Source organism: Streptococcus sp. FSL W7-1342 (assembly GCF_037966635.1).
Classification (GTDB): Bacteria; Bacillota; Bacilli; order Lactobacillales; family Streptococcaceae; genus Streptococcus; species Streptococcus salivarius_D.
Window position 1 is genome coordinate 1 of sequence record NZ_CP150200.1, and the last position, 17,702, is coordinate 17,702.

The following is a 17,702-nucleotide window of genomic DNA, read 5'->3' on the forward strand; positions in this document are numbered from 1 at the left end:
ATGACCGAAAAAGAGCATTTTTTTTGGAATAAGCTCTTAGAGCTGGCCAAAGAGGAACTAACACAAGCCACTTTTGATTATTATGTCCTAGATACCAAGCTCATCAAAGTTCAAGATAACGTTGCTACAATTCTGCTTGAGGAAGTCAAAAAGCTATTCTGGGAAAAGAATATGCAATCTTTCATTTTGATGGCTGGTTTTGAAGCCTATAATAGTGAAATCAAAGTTGAGTACGTCTTTGACGAAGCACTCTTAAACGAGGCAAATTCAACTGTAACAAACAATGACTTTGGCAATAAAAAGGAACCGCAAACACCTGCTCTTCCTACATTGGACTCTGACTTAAATAGTAAATACACCTTTGATAATTTTATTCAGGGGGATGAAAACCGTTGGTCAGTTGCTGCATCTTTAGCTGTAGCTGATTCACCAGGAGCTACGTATAACCCTCTATTTATTTATGGAGGACCTGGTCTCGGAAAAACTCACTTACTCAATGCCATTGGTAACAAGGTCTTACATGATAATCCTCAAGCACGTATCAAATACATTACTGCAGAGAATTTCATTAATGAATTTGTTGTCCATATCCGTTTAGATAAAATGGATGAACTAAAACTTAAATACCGTCATCTGGACGTTCTCTTAATTGATGATATTCAATCATTGGCTAAAAAATCAACGCAAGCCACTCAAGAGGAATTTTTCAATACTTTCAATGTCCTTCACAATAATAATAAACAAATTGTCCTGACCAGCGACCGTAATCCAGATCAATTGAACGAGATGGAAGAGCGTCTTGTCACGCGCTTTAAATGGGGGTTAACCGTCAACATCACACCACCTGATTTTGAAACGCGAGTGGCCATTCTTACTAATAAGATTATGGACTATGATTATCATTTTCCTCCTGAAACAATTGAGTATTTAGCTGGCCAATTTGATTCAAATGTCCGTGACCTAGAAGGAGCCTTAAAAGATATTAGCTTAGTTGCCAATGTTCGCCAGTTAGATACTATCACAGTTGAAGTAGCTGCTGAAGCCATTCGCGCACGTAAAATGGATGGTCCTAAGTTAACTCTTATTCCGATTGAGGATATCCAAACTGAGGTAGGAAAATTTTATAATGTCACAGTAAAAGAGATTAAAGCAACTAAACGAACACAAAATATTGTCTTGGCACGTCAGGTAGCCATGTATCTTGCGCGTGAAATGACTGATAACTCCCTTCCAAAAATTGGAAAAGAATTTGGAGGAAGAGATCACTCAACTGTCCTACATGCATACAATAAAATCAAAAATATGATTGCTCAAGATGACAGTTTACGCATTGAAATTGATACCATCAAAAACAAGATAAAATGACACTTGTGGATAACTATTGAAAATTATCCAAACTTTTCCACAGGCTGTGCACAAGTTTAAAGCCTTGATAAAACTATGTTTTGTAGACTTATGCACAGTGTCCACAAGACCTACTACTACTACTAAAATAATACTAATAAAATAAAGGAGCATCATGATTCAATTTGCGATTAATAAAGCTTATTTCTTACAAGCACTTCATACAACTCGCCGTGCTATTTCTTCTAAAAATGCTATCCCAATTCTATCAACGATTAAAATCGAAGTTACCAGTGATGGTATCTATTTGACAGGATCAAATGGGCAAATCTCAATTGAAAATAGTATCTCAGTTTCAGAAGAAAATGCAGGCCTCTTAATTACACAGCCAGGTAGTATCCTTTTGGAAGCAAACTTTTTCATTAATGTTGTCTCAAGCTTGCCTGATGTTACCCTTACTTTTGAAGAAATTGAACAATACCAAGTTTTACTGAAAAGTGGTAAATCAGAAATTACCTTGAAAGGGAAAGATGTTGAACAATATCCCCGTATTCAGGAAGTTGATAGCTTGACGCCATTACTCATGGACACAAAAGTGTTAAAATCTATCATTGCTGAAACTTCATTCGCAGCAAGCACCCAAGAAAGTCGTCCAATTTTAACCGGTGTTCACTTCGTTCTTTCAAATCATAAAGATCTCAAAGCTGTAGCAACTGACTCTCACCGTATGAGCCAACGCCAACTTGTTTTGGAGCATTCTGCAGATAACTTTGATGTTGTAATCCCAAGTCGCTCACTTAAAGAATTATCGGCAGTCTTTAGCGATGATATTGAAAACATAGAGGTTTTCTTCTCAGCAAATCAAATTCTATTCCGTAGTGAAACAATTTCTTTCTATACACGTCTACTTGAAGGAAATTATCCAGACACGAATCGTCTCTTGTCTGATTCATTTGAAACAGAAGTTGTTTTCGAGACAGCTAGCCTTCGTTCTGCTATGGAACGTTCATATTTGATTTCTAATGCTAGTCAAAGTGGTACCGTCAAACTCGAAATCATCAATGGCAGTGTCAGTGCCCATGTTAATTCACCAGAAGTCGGAAAGGTGAATGAGGATATTGATGTGCAAGATGTTTCTGGTAGTGATCTGGTCATTAGTTTCAACCCAACCTACCTAATAGATGCTTTGAAAGCTCTTAAGAGTGAGACTGTCCGTGTACGTTTCATTTCACCAGTGCGTCCATTTACTTTGACGCCAGCAGATGACAGTGAGAATTTTATTCAATTGATTACACCTGTAAGAACAAACTAAAATCGAAAAAGTTATCCACTGTGGATAACTTTTTTACTAGAGAGGAAGTCTATGTACCAAATTGGAAGTTTAGTTGAAATGAAAAAACCACATGCTTGTACCATCAAAGCAACAGGAAAAAAAGCTAATGAATGGGAAGTGACCCGTCTTGGAGCTGACATTAAGATTCGTTGTACGAATTGTGATCATGTGGTTATGATGAGTCGTCATGATTTCGAAAAGAAACTTAAGAAGGTTTTATAACAGACATTGGGGAGTCTATATAATGAGGTTCTTGTGTTAAGAAAATTAGTTTACTAGCAATATAAAAACTTTCTAGAGTCCCTAATTATCTTCTTTATAGCATTCTTTGCCTTGCTTTCCTTTTTATGATTCTCAAAGGGAAGTTGCCTATTTTTAACAATTTTTGTGTTATAATTAACTGAATTACTTTTTTATGGAGAAATAAATTAATGGCTTTAACAGCAGGTATCGTTGGTTTGCCAAACGTTGGTAAATCAACTCTTTTCAATGCAATTACAAAAGCGGGTGCGGAAGCTGCTAACTATCCTTTCGCGACAATTGATCCAAACGTCGGAATGGTTGAGGTACCAGATGAGCGTTTGACGAAACTGACTGAACTTATTACCCCTAAAAAGACAGTTCCAACCACATTTGAGTTCACAGATATTGCGGGTATCGTAAAAGGAGCATCAAAGGGTGAAGGTCTTGGAAATAAGTTCTTAGCGAACATTCGTGAAGTAGATGCGATTGTCCATGTGGTTCGTGCTTTCGATGATGAAAATGTTATGCGTGAACAAGGGCGTGAGGATGCCTTTGTAGATCCGATGGCTGATATTGATACAATCAACCTAGAATTGATTTTGGCTGACCTTGAATCAATTAACAAACGTTATGCGCGTGTCGAAAAAATTGCTCGTACACAAAAAGATAAAGATTCTGTGGCAGAGTTTAATATTCTTCAAAAGATTAAACCTGTTCTAGAAGATGGTAAGTCTGCACGTACGATTGATTTTACTGAGGAAGAGCAAAAAATTGTTAAGGGACTCTTCCTCTTGACAACAAAACCAGTACTTTATGTGGCTAACGTTGATGAAGACCAAGTCGCAAATCCTGATGATATTGATTATGTCAAACAAATTCGTGAGTTTGCAGCGACTGAAAATGCAGAAGTAGTTGTTATCTCGGCACGTGTTGAAGAAGAAATTTCTGAATTGGATGATGAAGACAAAGAAATGTTCTTGGAAGACCTTGGTTTGACAGAATCAGGAGTTGATAAACTGACACGCGCAGCCTATCACTTGCTTGGTCTTGGAACTTACTTTACTGCTGGTGAGAAAGAAGTACGTGCTTGGACCTTTAAACGAGGCATCAAGGCTCCACAGGCAGCTGGAATTATCCACTCTGACTTCGAGAAAGGCTTTATCCGTGCTGTAACCATGTCTTACGATGATCTTATTAAATATGGTTCTGAGAAAGCTGTTAAGGAAGCTGGTCGCCTTCGTGAAGAAGGAAAAGAATATGTTGTTCAAGATGGCGACATCATGGAATTCCGTTTCAACGTTTAGAAAATAAAAAATAGTGCACAAGGCTGAAAAGTATTTTTCAGTCCTTTTGCTGTTTATCAAAGAGGAGAAATAATGACAAAATTAGTAGTTGGCTTGGGAAATCCTGGTTCAAAATACCATGAGACACGTCACAATGTTGGTTTTATGGCCATTGACCTAATGGCTAAGGAACTAGGATTAACTTTTTCTGAAGAAAAGACCTTTAAGGCTGAAGTGGCTTCGACCTTTTTAAACGATGAAAAGGTTTATTTTGTGAAACCAACGACCTTTATGAATCTATCTGGTCTAGCTGTTAGAGCATTGCTAGCTTATTACAATATTCCCATGGAGGATTTTATCGTTATTTACGATGACTTAGATATGGAAGTTGGGAAATTGCGCTTTCGTCAAAAAGGTTCAGCAGGTGGTCATAATGGGATTAAATCTATCATTGCTGAAACTGGCACTCAAGAATTTGACCGTATAAAAATTGGTATTGGCCGCCCACAGAAAGGAATGACGGTCGTTAATCATGTCCTTGGAAAATTTAGTGAAGATGATTATGCCACAATTTTACTGACTTTAGACAAGGTAGAGACGGCCCTCAATCATTACCTTAAAACCAATGATTTCGAAGACACTATGAGGCGTTATAATGGCTAATACCCTATTAGATCTTTTTGAGAAGAATCCTCAATTGCTTGAGTGGAGTGATAAAGTAACTTTATTGAGTAGACAGTTGGTTATGGGATTTTCTGGTTCCAGCAAGGCAGTTGTCATGGCATCTGCCCTTTCTGAGCAGGTTCCTAAGATTCTAATCGTTACTTCAACACAAAATGAAGCTGAGCAACTAACAGGAGATTTGTCAGCTATCTTAGGAGAGGATAAGGTTTATTCTTTTTTTGCAGATGATGTAGTAGCTGCAGAGTTTATCTTCGCTTCTCCAGAAAAGACCCATTCTCGTCTCGAAAGTCTTAATTTTTTAATAGATAAAGAGTCAAGTGGAATCTTGGTTACGAGTTTAGTTGGTACTAAGTTACATTTGCCTAATCCTGAGGTTTATAAAGACTCTCGCATTGACTTAACACTAGGGGAGGAACATGATTTAGAGGCTCTCAGTAAGCATCTGACTCATATTGGATACCAAAGAGTAGAGCAGGTTCTCTCCCCTGGTGAGTTCAGTCGTAGGGGCGATATTTTAGATATTTATGAACTGACTGCAGAACTCCCCTACCGTTTAGAATTTTTTGGAGATGAGATTGATGGTATTCGTCAGTTTGATAGCGATAGTCAGAAATCTTTAGACAATTTAGAGCATATTATCGTATCTCCGGCAGATGATATTATCTTAACAAGAGAAGATTACCAACGTGCTGAGAAGGCCCTAGAAAGTGCGGTCTCAAAGGCAGAAGGTCCTCATAAGGCTTACCTTGAGGAGGTCCTGTCGGTTACGATTGATGGTTACCGTCATAAAGATTTACGTAAGTTTTTGTCTCTTTTTTATGATAAAGCTTACACCTTATTTGACTACCTTCCAAAGGGAACTCCTGTATTCATTGATGATTTTCAAAAGATAGTGGACCGCCATGGACGTCTTGAGTTGGAAGTGGCTAATCTTTTAACTGAGGATCTTCATCAGGGCAAGTCTCTGAGTCATCTAAATTACTTAGTGGATTCATTTAAGACTTTACGTAACTATCAGCCAGCTAGTTTCTTTTCGAATTTTCATAAGGGATTGGGAAATCTTAAATTTGATAAGTTGTATCAATTCACGCAATACCCTATGCAGGAGTTCTTCAACCAGTTCCCACTTCTAGTTGATGAAATACATCGCTATACCAAGAATAAGGCAACAGTTATTTTACAAGTGGGGTCTGAGAAGCAGCTCAAATCTTTGAAGGAAACCTTGGAAGAATATGATTTAGATTTACCCCTTAGTAGTTTTGGAGATTTGATACCTCATAAGCCTCAGTTAGTCTTAGGAAACTTATCCAATGGTTTTTACTTTGCGGATGAAAAGCTTGTTCTTGTCACTGAACGTGAGATTTTTCATAAAAAAGTAAAACGTCGTGCGCGTGCCAGTCACGTTTCCAATGCTGAGCGTCTCAAAGATTACAATGAACTTGAAAAAGGTGATTATGTTGTACACCAGACTCATGGTATCGGGCAATTTAAAGGTATCGAGACTATTGAGATTAAAGGGGTGCATCGTGACTACTTGACCATCCAATATCAGGATGCTGCAACAATTTCTCTACCTGTTGAGCAGATTGAGAGTCTCTCTAAGTATGTGTCAGCGGACGGGAAAGAGCCTAAAATTAATAAACTCAATGATGGGCGTTTCCAAAAAACTAAACAAAAAGTAAGCAAGCAAGTAGAGGATATTGCTGATGATCTCTTAAAACTTTACGCTGAGCGTAGTCAACTTAAAGGTTTTGCTTTTTCACCAGATGATGATAATCAAAGGGATTTCGAAGATGATTTTGCCTATGCTGAGACAGAGGATCAATTGCGTTCTATCAAGGAAATTAAGGCAGACATGGAGTCAGACAAACCCATGGATCGTCTCTTGGTGGGTGATGTTGGTTTTGGTAAGACAGAGGTAGCTATGCGAGCTGCCTTCAAGGCGGTCAATGATGGAAAGCAAGTTGCTATCCTAGTTCCTACAACAGTTCTTGCCCATCAGCACTATCTGAATTTTAAAGAACGTTTTGAAAATCATGCTGTTGAGGTAGATGAACTCAGTCGTTTTAGAAGTAAAAAAGAGCAAAATGAGACTATTGAAAATCTAGCTAAAGGGGGTATTGATATTATTATCGGTACCCATCGCCTGCTATCCAAAGATGTTAAGTTTTCTGATTTAGGCTTGCTAGTAATTGATGAAGAACAACGTTTTGGCGTGAAGCATAAAGAGAAACTTAAGGAGTTGAAAGCTAAGGTTGATGTCCTTACGCTAACTGCGACACCTATTCCTCGTACGCTTCATATGTCTATGTTAGGTATTCGTGATTTGTCGATTATTGAGACAGCACCTACCAACCGTTATCCAGTTCAAACTTATGTTATGGAAACCAATCCTGGTCTTATTCGAGAAGCGATATTAAGAGAGATGGACCGAGGCGGCCAGATTTTTTATGTTTATAATCGTGTTGAAACCATTGATCAAAAAGTTTCTGAACTACATGAGCTGGTCCCTGAAGCACGTATCGGATTTGTTCATGGTCAGATGAGTGAGGTTATGTTGGAGAATACTCTCTTGGATTTCTTGAATGGTGATTACGATGTTTTGGTAGCAACGACCATTATCGAGACAGGGATTGATATCTCTAATGTTAATACACTCTTCATTGAGAATGCAGATCATATGGGCTTATCTACTCTTTATCAGTTGAGAGGTCGTGTGGGGCGTAGTAATCGAATTGCTTATGCCTATCTCATGTATCGTCCTGATAAAGTGTTGACGGAAGTCTCTGAGAAGCGATTGGATGCTATTAAGGGCTTTACAGAACTTGGATCAGGTTTCAAAATTGCCATGCGTGATTTATCAATTCGTGGTGCCGGGAATATTCTTGGTGCTTCTCAAAGTGGATTCATCGACTCAGTCGGGTTCGAAATGTACTCACAACTCTTGGAAGAGGCTATCAATAAACGTCAAGGTAAAACTCAAGTTCGCCGTAAAGGAAATGCAGAGTTCAATCTTCAGATTGATGCTTACCTCCCTTCTGACTATATTTCTGACGAGCGCCAAAAAATTGAAATTTATAAGCGTATTCGAGAAATTGAGAATCAGAAAGACTATCAAGACCTTCAAGATGAGCTTATTGACCGCTTTGGAGAATATCCAGACCAAGTTGCCTATCTCATTGAGATTGGTCTGGTTAAGGCCTATTTGGATGCTGCCTTTGCAGAATTAGTCGAGCGTAAGAACGATACTATTATTGTTCGTTTCGAAAAAGCCTCTCTTAAATTCTTCTTGACTCAAGACTATTTCGAAGCCATCTCTAAAACGCATTTAAAAGCAAAAATCAGTGATAACCAGGGGAAAGTAGAGATTACTTTTGATGTTCGTAACAAGAAAGACTATGAGATTCTTGAAGAATTAAAAGTTTTTGGACAGACATTTATGGAAATCAAAGAACGTAAAGAAAAAAAGGAAGCTTAAGGAAAGTTTAAGTAAGTCTCTCTATACTATAAAACATCCTAAAACTTTTCTTTTTCATAAATCTCCTGAGAGGGTCGACTAGTGTCGATTCTCTTATTTTTGTACTTGAAAAGGCTTTAGTCCCCTATTTTCTCAAAAAAATGCTATCATAGAAGAGATATCCTAACGAAAAGGAAATAGTAACATTGAGATTAGACAAATATTTAAAAGTATCACGAATTATCAAACGCCGTCCAGTTGCTAAAGAAGTGGCTGATAAAGGACGTATAAAAGTAAATGGAGTACTCGCTAAGTCATCTACAGATTTAAAAATTGGTGACCAAGTGGAAGTTCGTTTTGGAAATAAACTTCTAACTGTACGTGTTTTAGAAATGAAAGACAGTACTAAAAAAGAAGATGCGACAAAAATGTACGAGATTATAAGTGAAACAAGGATTGAAGCAGATGAGCAAGAAGCCTAATATTGTACAGCTTACGAACGATTACATTGATAATGCCAATCAAGAGCAACGATTAGAGCGTGCCGAACACGAACAAAGGAATCGCTTTATGGGGTGGATTCTCTTTGTGGTTGTTTTACTCTTTATCTTGCCAACCTACAATCTGGTTGAGACCTATATGAATATCAAACAGCAAGAGAAGGAAGTCTTGTCGCTTCAGAAAGACTATGATAAATTGTCAGATCAGACAAAGGAACGAAAGGATTTGGCTAAGAAACTTAAGGATGATGCTTTCGCCGAGAAATATGCGCGTGCTAAGTACTATTATTCACGTGAAGGAGAGTCAATCTATCCTGTACCAAGCTTATTACCCTAATGAAAGATTTACTAAAAACTGTAGAAACTTTTTTAACCTATTCAGAAGCCAAGTTAGAGGAACTATCAGAAAAAAATCAGCAACTTAAAACGGAATTACCGAGGAAAGAGGAGGTGAAGAAGCAAGCATGAAAAAGCTCTTAATAGCTGCAACTGTTGTGCTTGTATCTTCTAGCCCCCTGGTCTTACTTCCTATGGAGAAGGAGCTAACTCTGACCCCAAAGCAGGTCCAAAAATTGACTCAAAATACTACAGCTAGCTTAACTCAATTTAAACAGATTCCTAAAAATCCAAGAACGATAACAACTATCCTAACTTATAAGAACAAGGATTTAACAGAATTTAAAACTAGTATCCAAGCGGATACCAAACTATCGATTTCTGCTATTTTTTGGAATGCTAAAGGTGAGCCTGTTTTCCAACTTCAAGATGGTGATTATGTAGCCGCTAGTCAGAAATCAATTGTAGACGACAGTATCTATAATCGAAAACCAGTAGATATGACCTTCTGGACTAAAGATGGTTTAACGGTATACAAAGAACCTTACGTTTTAGGAACTGAAAAAGCTGACTCCAAACTCGCTAGTTTTAAACCCATTAAGGTTAGCCAAGCAGCTCAGACGCATGCAGGAACCTACTATTTGGTAGACGGAGAGGGGTGGATTAACGCTTCTGATTTATCAACGACTGACAATCGCATCGAGGCTGTTCAAAAAGTCCTTAATGAGAAGTATAACAATCAAGAGCGCATCTCAGTTTATGTTAAACAGCTTGATACGGACCGAGTAGCTGCTATCAATGACGAAAAAAGCATGTATGCAGCAAGCGTAGCCAAGCTTGGAGTACTTTATTATGCACAGGAACGTCTGTCTCAAAAGAAATTATCATTATCAGATGAGTATCAATATACCGCAGCTGTGAATGGTTTTCCAGGTGCCTATGATCCAGATGGTTCTGGAAAGATTAGTAAGATGCCTGATGATAAGAATTATAGCTTGGAAAATCTGTTAAAGGCTGTAGCCCAAAACTCAGATAATGTAGCGACAAATATATTAGGTTATTATGTAACTAATCAGTATGACAAGGCCTTCCAAAAATCAGTAGATAAAGCCGCAGCGACTTCGTGGAATATGGATAAAAAGGAGTTGACTGCTAGAGCCGCAGGTACTTTGATGGAAGCTGTTTACAGACAAAATGGAGATATTATCAATTATCTTTCAAGTACGGACTATGATGGCGAACGTATTTCCAAAAACATTGATGTGCCTGTCGCTCATAAAATTGGTGATGCCTACGACTTTAAACATGACGTCGCTATTGTTTATGCAGATTCTCCCTTTATTCTATCGATTTTTACGGATAAAGAGGGCTATGACAAAATCACCTCAATTGCAGATGATGTTTATGGAATTTTAAAATAATGACACAAAAATTGTTGCAAATGATGCAAGCCAAGGGTTATTTTAACCAGCACAAGAAAATTTTAGTAGCAGTATCAGGTGGAGCAGACTCTATGAGTTTGCTGCACTTTTTGTATAACCATCAAAAAGATTTGGATATTCAGTTGGGAATTGCTCACGTTAACCATAAACAACGACAAGAGTCGGAGCATGAAGAAGCGTATTTACGTCATTGGGCAGAGGAACATAAGGTCCCTTTTCACTATAGTACCTTCTCAGGAAAGTTTTCAGAAAATGCTGCCCGTACCTTTCGCTATGAGTTTTTTAAGCGGGTCATGAAAGATTATGATTACTCTGCTCTTGTAACAGCCCATCATGCAGATGATCAAGCAGAGACGATTTTTATGAGACTGTTGAGAGGAAGTCGTTTAAGACACCTGACAGGAATTTCAGCTATCAGACCATTTGGTACTGGTCAGATTATTCGTCCCTTTTTGCATCTTACGAAAGATCGGCTTCCCGTAACTTTCCATTTTGAAGATAGGAGTAATACGTCACTAGCCTATTTTCGGAATCGCATCAGATTGACCTATCTTCCTACCTTATCTCAGGAAAATCCTAAATTTAAGGAGCACCTTTGTCTTTTAGCCGAGGAGATTGGTCTTATGAAGCAAGCTTTAGGGGAGTTAACAAAGGATATTACTATTACTGATTTATCTGTTTTTCAGCAACAGTCAGATGCTGTCCAGCTCTTTCTTCTTCAGAACTATTTAGATACCTTTCCTGATTTACAGCTTTCTAAAGGCCAATTTAATCAATTGATAAGTTATCTAAGGAAAAATGGTTCAGGAAAGATTCCCCTAAAAAATGGTTATGAACTAGTAAAAACACAGACTTCTTTCCTAATAAGGAAAGAAGAGGCTATCTCTTTATCCCCTTCTTGTCTCTTAGAATTTGGAAAATCTGTTGAGTTTGAGGATTATACCTTGACTTTTTCAGAATTCAATGACGTTTCTAACGCAGATACTATTAGTATTTGGTCAGATTCCCCTATAGTGATTCGTCATAGAAAAGAAGGCGATAAGATTGACCTTGGTAGTCACCATAAAAAATTAAGACGACTATTTATAGACAATAAGATTTTAGAGAAGGATCGTCAAAAAGCCATTATAGGAGAACAAGATGATCAGATTATTTTTCTTTATGTTGCTGGGCGTCTCTATTTGAAAAAAAGACCTGAAAATGCTATACTTTATGGCACTGTAGTCATTTATAAGAATTTCTAATCAAATACCATGTTCAAATAACGATGATTGAAGTAAAAGTGGTATAATAACAGAATATTGACTTCGAGAAAGGGAACCCAAATGTTAGAAAAAGACATTAAAAAAGTCCTCTTTTCCCAAGAGGATATCGTAGCTAAAACTAAAGAACTAGGACAACAATTGACAGAGGATTATGCGGGGAAAAATCCTCTACTAGTCTGTGTTTTGAAAGGTGCTGTTCCATTTATGGCAGAACTTATCAAACATATCGATACCCATATTGAGATGGACTTTATGGTCGTTTCAAGTTATGGTGGTGGAACTGTCAGCAGTGGTGAAGTAAAGATTCTTAAAGATGTTGACACTAATGTTGAAGGACGAGACATCATCTTTATTGAAGATATCATTGATACAGGTCGTACGCTCCTTTATCTTCGAGATATGTTCAAGTACCGTAAAGCCAATTCAGTCAAAATCGCAACTCTTTTTGATAAACCAGAAGGTCGTGTTGTTGATATTGAGGCAGATTACGTATGTTACGATGTTCCTAATGAATTTATCGTTGGTTTCGGACTAGACTATGATGAAAAATACCGTAACCTCCCTTATGTCGGTGTCCTAAAAGAAGAAATTTATACAAAATAAGTAAAGGTCTAATTAATTTATGAATAATAAAAATAATAATGGCTTCTTACGGAACGCTTTTCTCTACATCATAGTTATTATTGCGGTTGTAACCGGAGTACAATACTTTGCAGGAGGAAGCCAAAGCCCAAGTCAACAATTGTCTTACACACAGTTGGTTAAGAAAATTGAAGATGGTAAGGTAAAATCTATCACTTATCAGCCAGACGGTAGTATCATTGAAGTTAAAGGTAGCTACAAAAAGGCTGAAAAGGTTGATACTGACCTTAGTCTACCATTTTTAGGTAGTGCATCATCAGAGACACGTAGCTTTACATCGACTGTGCTGCAGAATGAAACAACCATGCAGAAATTGCAGTCAGCATCAGAAGCAGCTGATGTTAATGTTAAAATGATACGTGAAAGTTCAAGTGGTGCTTGGATTTCATATCTTTTTAGTTACCTACCTTTGATTGGGATTGCTATTTTCTTCCTTTTCATGATGAATCAAGGTGGTAACCGCGGTGCAATGAATTTTGGCCGCAACCGTGCTAAGACTCAATCAAAAGAGAATATTAAAGTTCGTTTCACAGATGTGGCTGGTGCGGAAGAAGAAAAAGAAGAACTTGTAGAAGTCGTAGATTTCCTCAAAAATCCACGAAAATATAAAGCACTTGGTGCACGTATCCCTAAAGGTGTTCTCCTTGAAGGCCCTCCAGGGACAGGTAAAACTCTGCTTGCTAAAGCTGTTGCTGGTGAAGCAGATGTTCCTTTCTTTAGTATCTCAGGTTCTGATTTCGTAGAGATGTTTGTCGGTGTCGGAGCAAGTCGTGTTCGTAGTCTTTTTGAAGACGCTAAGAAGGCCGAACGTGCTATTATCTTTATTGATGAAATCGATGCGGTTGGCCGTCGTCGTGGTACTGGAATGGGCGGCGGTAACGACGAACGTGAACAAACCCTTAACCAACTGTTGATAGAAATGGATGGTTTTGATGGAAATGAGAATATCATTGTCATTGCTGCAACCAACCGCAGTGATGTTCTTGATCCAGCCCTCCTACGTCCAGGACGTTTTGACCGTAAAGTTCTTGTTGGTCGCCCAGATGTAAAAGGCCGAGAAGCTATCTTGAAAGTCCATGCGAAGAATAAACCATTGGCTGAAGATGTTGACCTTAAAGTTGTTGCTCAACAAACTCCAGGTTTTGTTGGAGCTGACTTAGAGAATGTCTTGAATGAAGCAGCCCTAGTTGCCGCACGACGTAGTAAGACTAGAATTGATGCTAGTGATATCGACGAAGCAGAGGATCGTGTTATTGCTGGACCATCTAAGAAAGACCGCCAAGTTTCAGAACACGAACGTAAAGTTGTGGCTTACCATGAAGCAGGTCATACAATTGTTGGTTTAACACTTTCTAGCGCTCGTGATGTTCACAAGGTTACTATTGTTCCACGAGGTCGCGCAGGTGGTTATATGATTTCTCTACCAAAAGAGGATCAGATGTTGTCATCTAAAGATGAGCTAAAAGAACAATTGGCAGGACTTATGGGTGGACGTGTTGCAGAAGAAATTATTTTCAACGTTCAAACCTCAGGCGCTTCAAATGACTTTGAGCAAGCAACACAGTTAGCACGTGCAATGGTTACTGAATATGGTATGAGCGAAAAACTTGGACCAGTCCAATATGAAGGTAATCATGCGATGAATCCAGGACAATTTACGACAGATAAGTCTTACTCAGCTCATACAGCTCAACTTATTGACGAAGAAATTCGATCACTTTTAGTTGAGGCACATGACAAAGCAACTGAAATTATCAATGCAAACCGAGAAACACATGCTCTCATTGCAGAAGCTTTGCTTAAGTATGAAACACTTGATGCTGCACAAATCAAGTCAATTTATGAGACTGGTAAGATGCCGGAGGATTCTCTTGGAGATTCAGAAGAAGATAATCATGCCCTATCTTACGATGAAGTCAAAGAAAGAATTGAAAATAAAAATAAAGATGAAGAAGAGTAAGGAGTTTTACTCTTCTTTTTTTAGATAAATCGAGAGAAGAAATACTATGCCCTATTGTAAAATGAAGTGCAACACAAAAGACATGTTCATCTGATATACTAGAGTTGCGAAAAACAGTATAAAGGAAGATGAACATGTCCACTAATTATTCTACCACAAATCAATCATACAAGCACTTATCTGAAGCTGAGCGAGGGGAAATTGAAGCTTATTTAAGCGTAGGACTCAAACCTGCTGAGATTGCTCGTAGACTAGGGAGAAATCGCTCTACTATTACTCGTGAAATTAATCGTGGTTCCATAACACAAGTGAAAAAAGTAAATGGGCAAAAGGTCTATTACCAACACTATTATGCAGATGCTGCTCATAACCGTTATCGTCATGCTAGAGAAGCCAGCTATTATTTGAAACTGGATTCCGTATCGGATGACTTTCTGAGAGCATTTACAGAAGCAATGAGAGAGAAACCAAGGGTGCATAGCGTGGATACCTTTGTTCATACCTATAGACTCCAACATGTAGATGCAGTTGTTCCTTCAACCAAGACGCTCTATAACTATATCCATCAAGGATTGTTAGAGATTAAGGTCATTGATTTGCCAAGAGCAGTGCGGATCCGTAAGAAATTTACCAAGCGCCCCTCTACCAAGAAACATCTAGGAAAGTCAATTGAAGAAAGGCCAGAAGAAATCAATAATCGTTCCCGTTTTGGAGATTGGGAAATCGATTCTGTTCTGGGTGGAAAGACAATAGGAGAACCTTCTATTCTAACCTTGGTAGAACGACAAACACGCTATGCTGTCACAAAGAAACTCGTGGAAAAGAAAGCAGAGTATGTCAATCAAGCAGTCTTAGAGTGTATGAAACTTTATCCCATTAAGTCCATAACTGCAGATAATGGAAACGAATTTTCATCATTGAGTAAGATAGAGGGATTAGATGTTTATTTTGCACATGCCTATTCATCTTATGAACGAGGTACAAATGAGAATTTCAATGGACTACTAAGAGAGTTCATTCCGAAGGGGTGTTCGTTAAAAGAACTAAATCAGAATCTTTTAGAGGACTATACAAAGGCTATCAATGAAAGACCTAGACGAATTCATGGCTATCAGTCCGCAAAAAAGCTGTTTGAGCTAACTCAAACAGCTTGAAAGATACTCACTTAATCAGAGGAACATCTTTGTTGCACTTGACTTGACAATTAGGGGAAGAAATACTATTAAAAATATTATAAAAAAAGAAAATTAAAATCAATACAAGTTATTGACAAGACAGGTCAGAGATGATATTATAAATAAGCTGTTTCGCGAGAGACAGCGGACACGAGAAGTGAAAAAACTTCAAAAAAAGTGTTGACAAGGCATTCTAAATTTGCTAGAATATAGAAGTTGTCTTAAGAGAGACAAAGACCTTTGAGAACTGAATAAGAAACCAAGTGCAGGGTTATAGAAGAAATTATAACCTGTCAATTTACAAGAATAAATCGTCAGACGACGGTAATGAGTTAACGCTCGAACAATTATTAAATTTTTTAATGAGAGTTTGATCCTGGCTCAGGACGAACGCTGGCGGCGTGCCTAATACATGCAAGTAGAACGCTGAAGAGAGGAGCTTGCTCTTCTTGGATGAGTTGCGAACGGGTGAGTAACGCGTAGGTAACCTGCCTTGTAGCGGGGGATAACTATTGGAAACGATAGCTAATACCGCATAACAATGGATGACCCATGTCATTTATTTGAAAGGGGCAAATGCTCCACTACAAGATGGACCTGCGTTGTATTAGCTAGTAGGTGAGGTAACGGCTCACCTAGGCGACGATACATAGCCGACCTGAGAGGGTGATCGGCCACACTGGGACTGAGACACGGCCCAGACTCCTACGGGAGGCAGCAGTAGGGAATCTTCGGCAATGGGGGCAACCCTGACCGAGCAACGCCGCGTGAGTGAAGAAGGTTTTCGGATCGTAAAGCTCTGTTGTAAGTCAAGAACGAGTGTGAGAGTGGAAAGTTCACACTGTGACGGTAGCTTACCAGAAAGGGACGGCTAACTACGTGCCAGCAGCCGCGGTAATACGTAGGTCCCGAGCGTTGTCCGGATTTATTGGGCGTAAAGCGAGCGCAGGCGGTTTGATAAGTCTGAAGTTAAAGGCTGTGGCTCAACCATAGTTCGCTTTGGAAACTGTCAAACTTGAGTGCAGAAGGGGAGAGTGGAATTCCATGTGTAGCGGTGAAATGCGTAGATATATGGAGGAACACCGGTGGCGAAAGCGGCTCTCTGGTCTGTAACTGACGCTGAGGCTCGAAAGCGTGGGGAGCGAACAGGATTAGATACCCTGGTAGTCCACGCCGTAAACGATGAGTGCTAGGTGTTGGATCCTTTCCGGGATTCAGTGCCGCAGCTAACGCATTAAGCACTCCGCCTGGGGAGTACGACCGCAAGGTTGAAACTCAAAGGAATTGACGGGGGCCCGCACAAGCGGTGGAGCATGTGGTTTAATTCGAAGCAACGCGAAGAACCTTACCAGGTCTTGACATCCCGATGCTATTTCTAGAGATAGAAAGTTACTTCGGTACATCGGTGACAGGTGGTGCATGGTTGTCGTCAGCTCGTGTCGTGAGATGTTGGGTTAAGTCCCGCAACGAGCGCAACCCCTATTGTTAGTTGCCATCATTCAGTTGGGCACTCTAGCGAGACTGCCGGTAATAAACCGGAGGAAGGTGGGGATGACGTCAAATCATCATGCCCCTTATGACCTGGGCTACACACGTGCTACAATGGTTGGTACAACGAGTTGCGAGTCGGTGACGGCAAGCTAATCTCTTAAAGCCAATCTCAGTTCGGATTGTAGGCTGCAACTCGCCTACATGAAGTCGGAATCGCTAGTAATCGCGGATCAGCACGCCGCGGTGAATACGTTCCCGGGCCTTGTACACACCGCCCGTCACACCACGAGAGTTTGTAACACCCGAAGTCGGTGAGGTAACCTTTTGGAGCCAGCCGCCTAAGGTGGGATAGATGATTGGGGTGAAGTCGTAACAAGGTAGCCGTATCGGAAGGTGCGGCTGGATCACCTCCTTTCTAAGGAAAAACGGAATGTACTTGAGTTTCTTATTTAGTTTTGAGAGGTCTTGTGGGGCCTTAGCTCAGCTGGGAGAGCGCCTGCTTTGCACGCAGGAGGTCAGCGGTTCGATCCCGCTAGGCTCCATTGAA

14 protein-coding genes, 1 tRNA gene and 1 rRNA gene are annotated in these 17,702 nt (G+C 39.4%); all 16 read left to right on the forward strand.

The features are described 5' to 3' along the window. The 16 genes from dnaA to NSQ79_RS00080 all read left to right on the forward strand — a co-directional run bounded on the left by dnaA (nucleotide 1) and on the right by NSQ79_RS00080 (nucleotide 17,697). Entirely contained in the window at nucleotides 1-1,365 is a 1,365-nt protein-coding gene (dnaA, locus tag NSQ79_RS00005) for a chromosomal replication initiator protein DnaA (RefSeq protein WP_013989871.1), read from the forward strand. A 154-nt stretch (nucleotides 1,366-1,519) separates the two neighbouring features. Then, the gene (dnaN, locus tag NSQ79_RS00010) at nucleotides 1,520-2,656 is read left to right on the forward strand and encodes a DNA polymerase III subunit beta (RefSeq protein WP_002886270.1); all 1,137 of its coding nucleotides are present in this window, start codon (nucleotides 1,520-1,522) and stop codon (nucleotides 2,654-2,656) included. 51 nt (nucleotides 2,657-2,707) lie between these two features. Next, nucleotides 2,708-2,899: a DUF951 domain-containing protein gene (locus tag NSQ79_RS00015; protein WP_002886272.1), complete on the forward strand. Its 192-nt coding sequence runs from the start codon at nucleotides 2,708-2,710 to the stop codon at nucleotides 2,897-2,899. Between the two features lie 209 nt (nucleotides 2,900-3,108). Beyond that, on the forward strand, nucleotides 3,109-4,224 hold the full coding sequence (ychF, locus tag NSQ79_RS00020; RefSeq protein WP_002883967.1) for a redox-regulated ATPase YchF: 1,116 nt from the start codon (nucleotides 3,109-3,111) through the stop codon (nucleotides 4,222-4,224). 72 nt (nucleotides 4,225-4,296) lie between these two features. Continuing rightward, entirely contained in the window at nucleotides 4,297-4,866 is a 570-nt protein-coding gene (pth, locus tag NSQ79_RS00025) for an aminoacyl-tRNA hydrolase (protein WP_002886273.1), read from the forward strand. Beyond that, nucleotides 4,859-8,365 carry a transcription-repair coupling factor gene (mfd, locus tag NSQ79_RS00030; protein ID WP_002886274.1) on the forward strand — a complete coding sequence of 1,169 codons (3,507 nt, stop codon included), beginning with the start codon at nucleotides 4,859-4,861 and terminating at the stop codon, nucleotides 8,363-8,365. Before pth ends, mfd begins: the two co-directional genes overlap by 8 nt. Nucleotides 8,366-8,550: 185 nt before the next feature. After that, nucleotides 8,551-8,826 (forward strand): RNA-binding S4 domain-containing protein, encoded by a 276-nt coding sequence (locus tag NSQ79_RS00035; RefSeq protein ID WP_002886275.1) that lies wholly within the window; start codon nucleotides 8,551-8,553, stop codon nucleotides 8,824-8,826. Further along, the gene (locus NSQ79_RS00040) at nucleotides 8,810-9,181 is read left to right on the forward strand and encodes a septum formation initiator family protein (RefSeq protein ID WP_002886276.1); all 372 of its coding nucleotides are present in this window, start codon (nucleotides 8,810-8,812) and stop codon (nucleotides 9,179-9,181) included. The genes NSQ79_RS00035 and NSQ79_RS00040 overlap by 17 nt, the downstream gene beginning before the upstream one ends. Continuing rightward, nucleotides 9,181-9,312 carry an SP_0009 family protein gene (locus NSQ79_RS00045; protein ID WP_002883955.1) on the forward strand — a complete coding sequence of 44 codons (132 nt, stop codon included), beginning with the start codon at nucleotides 9,181-9,183 and terminating at the stop codon, nucleotides 9,310-9,312. The genes NSQ79_RS00040 and NSQ79_RS00045 overlap by 1 nt, the downstream gene beginning before the upstream one ends. Further along, the gene (locus NSQ79_RS00050; protein WP_045769297.1) at nucleotides 9,309-10,601 is read left to right on the forward strand and encodes a serine hydrolase; all 1,293 of its coding nucleotides are present in this window, start codon (nucleotides 9,309-9,311) and stop codon (nucleotides 10,599-10,601) included. Before NSQ79_RS00045 ends, NSQ79_RS00050 begins: the two co-directional genes overlap by 4 nt. Then, entirely contained in the window at nucleotides 10,601-11,866 is a 1,266-nt protein-coding gene (tilS, locus tag NSQ79_RS00055) for a tRNA lysidine(34) synthetase TilS (RefSeq protein WP_339313674.1), read from the forward strand. The genes NSQ79_RS00050 and tilS overlap by 1 nt, the downstream gene beginning before the upstream one ends. Nucleotides 11,867-11,947: 81 nt before the next feature. Next, the gene (gene hpt, locus NSQ79_RS00060; protein ID WP_002883962.1) at nucleotides 11,948-12,490 is read left to right on the forward strand and encodes a hypoxanthine phosphoribosyltransferase; all 543 of its coding nucleotides are present in this window, start codon (nucleotides 11,948-11,950) and stop codon (nucleotides 12,488-12,490) included. Between the two features lie 19 nt (nucleotides 12,491-12,509). Then, entirely contained in the window at nucleotides 12,510-14,489 is a 1,980-nt protein-coding gene (gene ftsH / locus NSQ79_RS00065; RefSeq protein ID WP_049528173.1) for an ATP-dependent zinc metalloprotease FtsH, read from the forward strand. A 134-nt stretch (nucleotides 14,490-14,623) separates the two neighbouring features. Next, a complete protein-coding gene (locus NSQ79_RS00070) occupies nucleotides 14,624-15,643 on the forward strand; it encodes an IS30-like element IS1139 family transposase (RefSeq protein WP_171021848.1) in 1,020 nt (339 codons plus the stop codon). Nucleotides 15,644-16,022: 379 nt separating this feature from the next. Further along, nucleotides 16,023-17,570 (forward strand): 16S ribosomal RNA (locus NSQ79_RS00075). Nucleotides 17,571-17,624: 54 nt separating this feature from the next. Then, a tRNA-Ala gene (locus tag NSQ79_RS00080) sits at nucleotides 17,625-17,697 on the forward strand. Nucleotides 17,698-17,702: the final 5 nt, after the last annotated feature.

Excerpts from the sequence above, each read along its gene's own strand:
- NSQ79_RS00070 (WP_171021848.1), top strand. The coding sequence starts at position 14,624 with ATGTCCACTAATTATTCTACCACAAATCAATCATACAAGCACTTATCT.
- tilS (WP_339313674.1), top strand. The coding sequence starts at position 10,601 with ATGACACAAAAATTGTTGCAAATGATGCAAGCCAAGGGTTATTTTAAC.
- ftsH (WP_049528173.1), top strand. The coding sequence starts at position 12,510 with ATGAATAATAAAAATAATAATGGCTTCTTACGGAACGCTTTTCTCTAC.
- mfd (WP_002886274.1), top strand. The coding sequence starts at position 4,859 with ATGGCTAATACCCTATTAGATCTTTTTGAGAAGAATCCTCAATTGCTT.
- hpt (WP_002883962.1), top strand. The coding sequence starts at position 11,948 with ATGTTAGAAAAAGACATTAAAAAAGTCCTCTTTTCCCAAGAGGATATC.
- NSQ79_RS00050 (WP_045769297.1), top strand. The coding sequence starts at position 9,309 with ATGAAAAAGCTCTTAATAGCTGCAACTGTTGTGCTTGTATCTTCTAGC.
- pth (WP_002886273.1), top strand. The coding sequence starts at position 4,297 with ATGACAAAATTAGTAGTTGGCTTGGGAAATCCTGGTTCAAAATACCAT.
- NSQ79_RS00015 (WP_002886272.1), top strand. The coding sequence starts at position 2,708 with ATGTACCAAATTGGAAGTTTAGTTGAAATGAAAAAACCACATGCTTGT.
- NSQ79_RS00040 (WP_002886276.1), top strand. The coding sequence starts at position 8,810 with ATGAGCAAGAAGCCTAATATTGTACAGCTTACGAACGATTACATTGAT.
- NSQ79_RS00045 (WP_002883955.1), top strand. The coding sequence starts at position 9,181 with ATGAAAGATTTACTAAAAACTGTAGAAACTTTTTTAACCTATTCAGAA.
- dnaN (WP_002886270.1), top strand. The coding sequence starts at position 1,520 with ATGATTCAATTTGCGATTAATAAAGCTTATTTCTTACAAGCACTTCAT.
- ychF (WP_002883967.1), top strand. The coding sequence starts at position 3,109 with ATGGCTTTAACAGCAGGTATCGTTGGTTTGCCAAACGTTGGTAAATCA.
- dnaA (WP_013989871.1), top strand. The coding sequence starts at position 1 with ATGACCGAAAAAGAGCATTTTTTTTGGAATAAGCTCTTAGAGCTGGCC.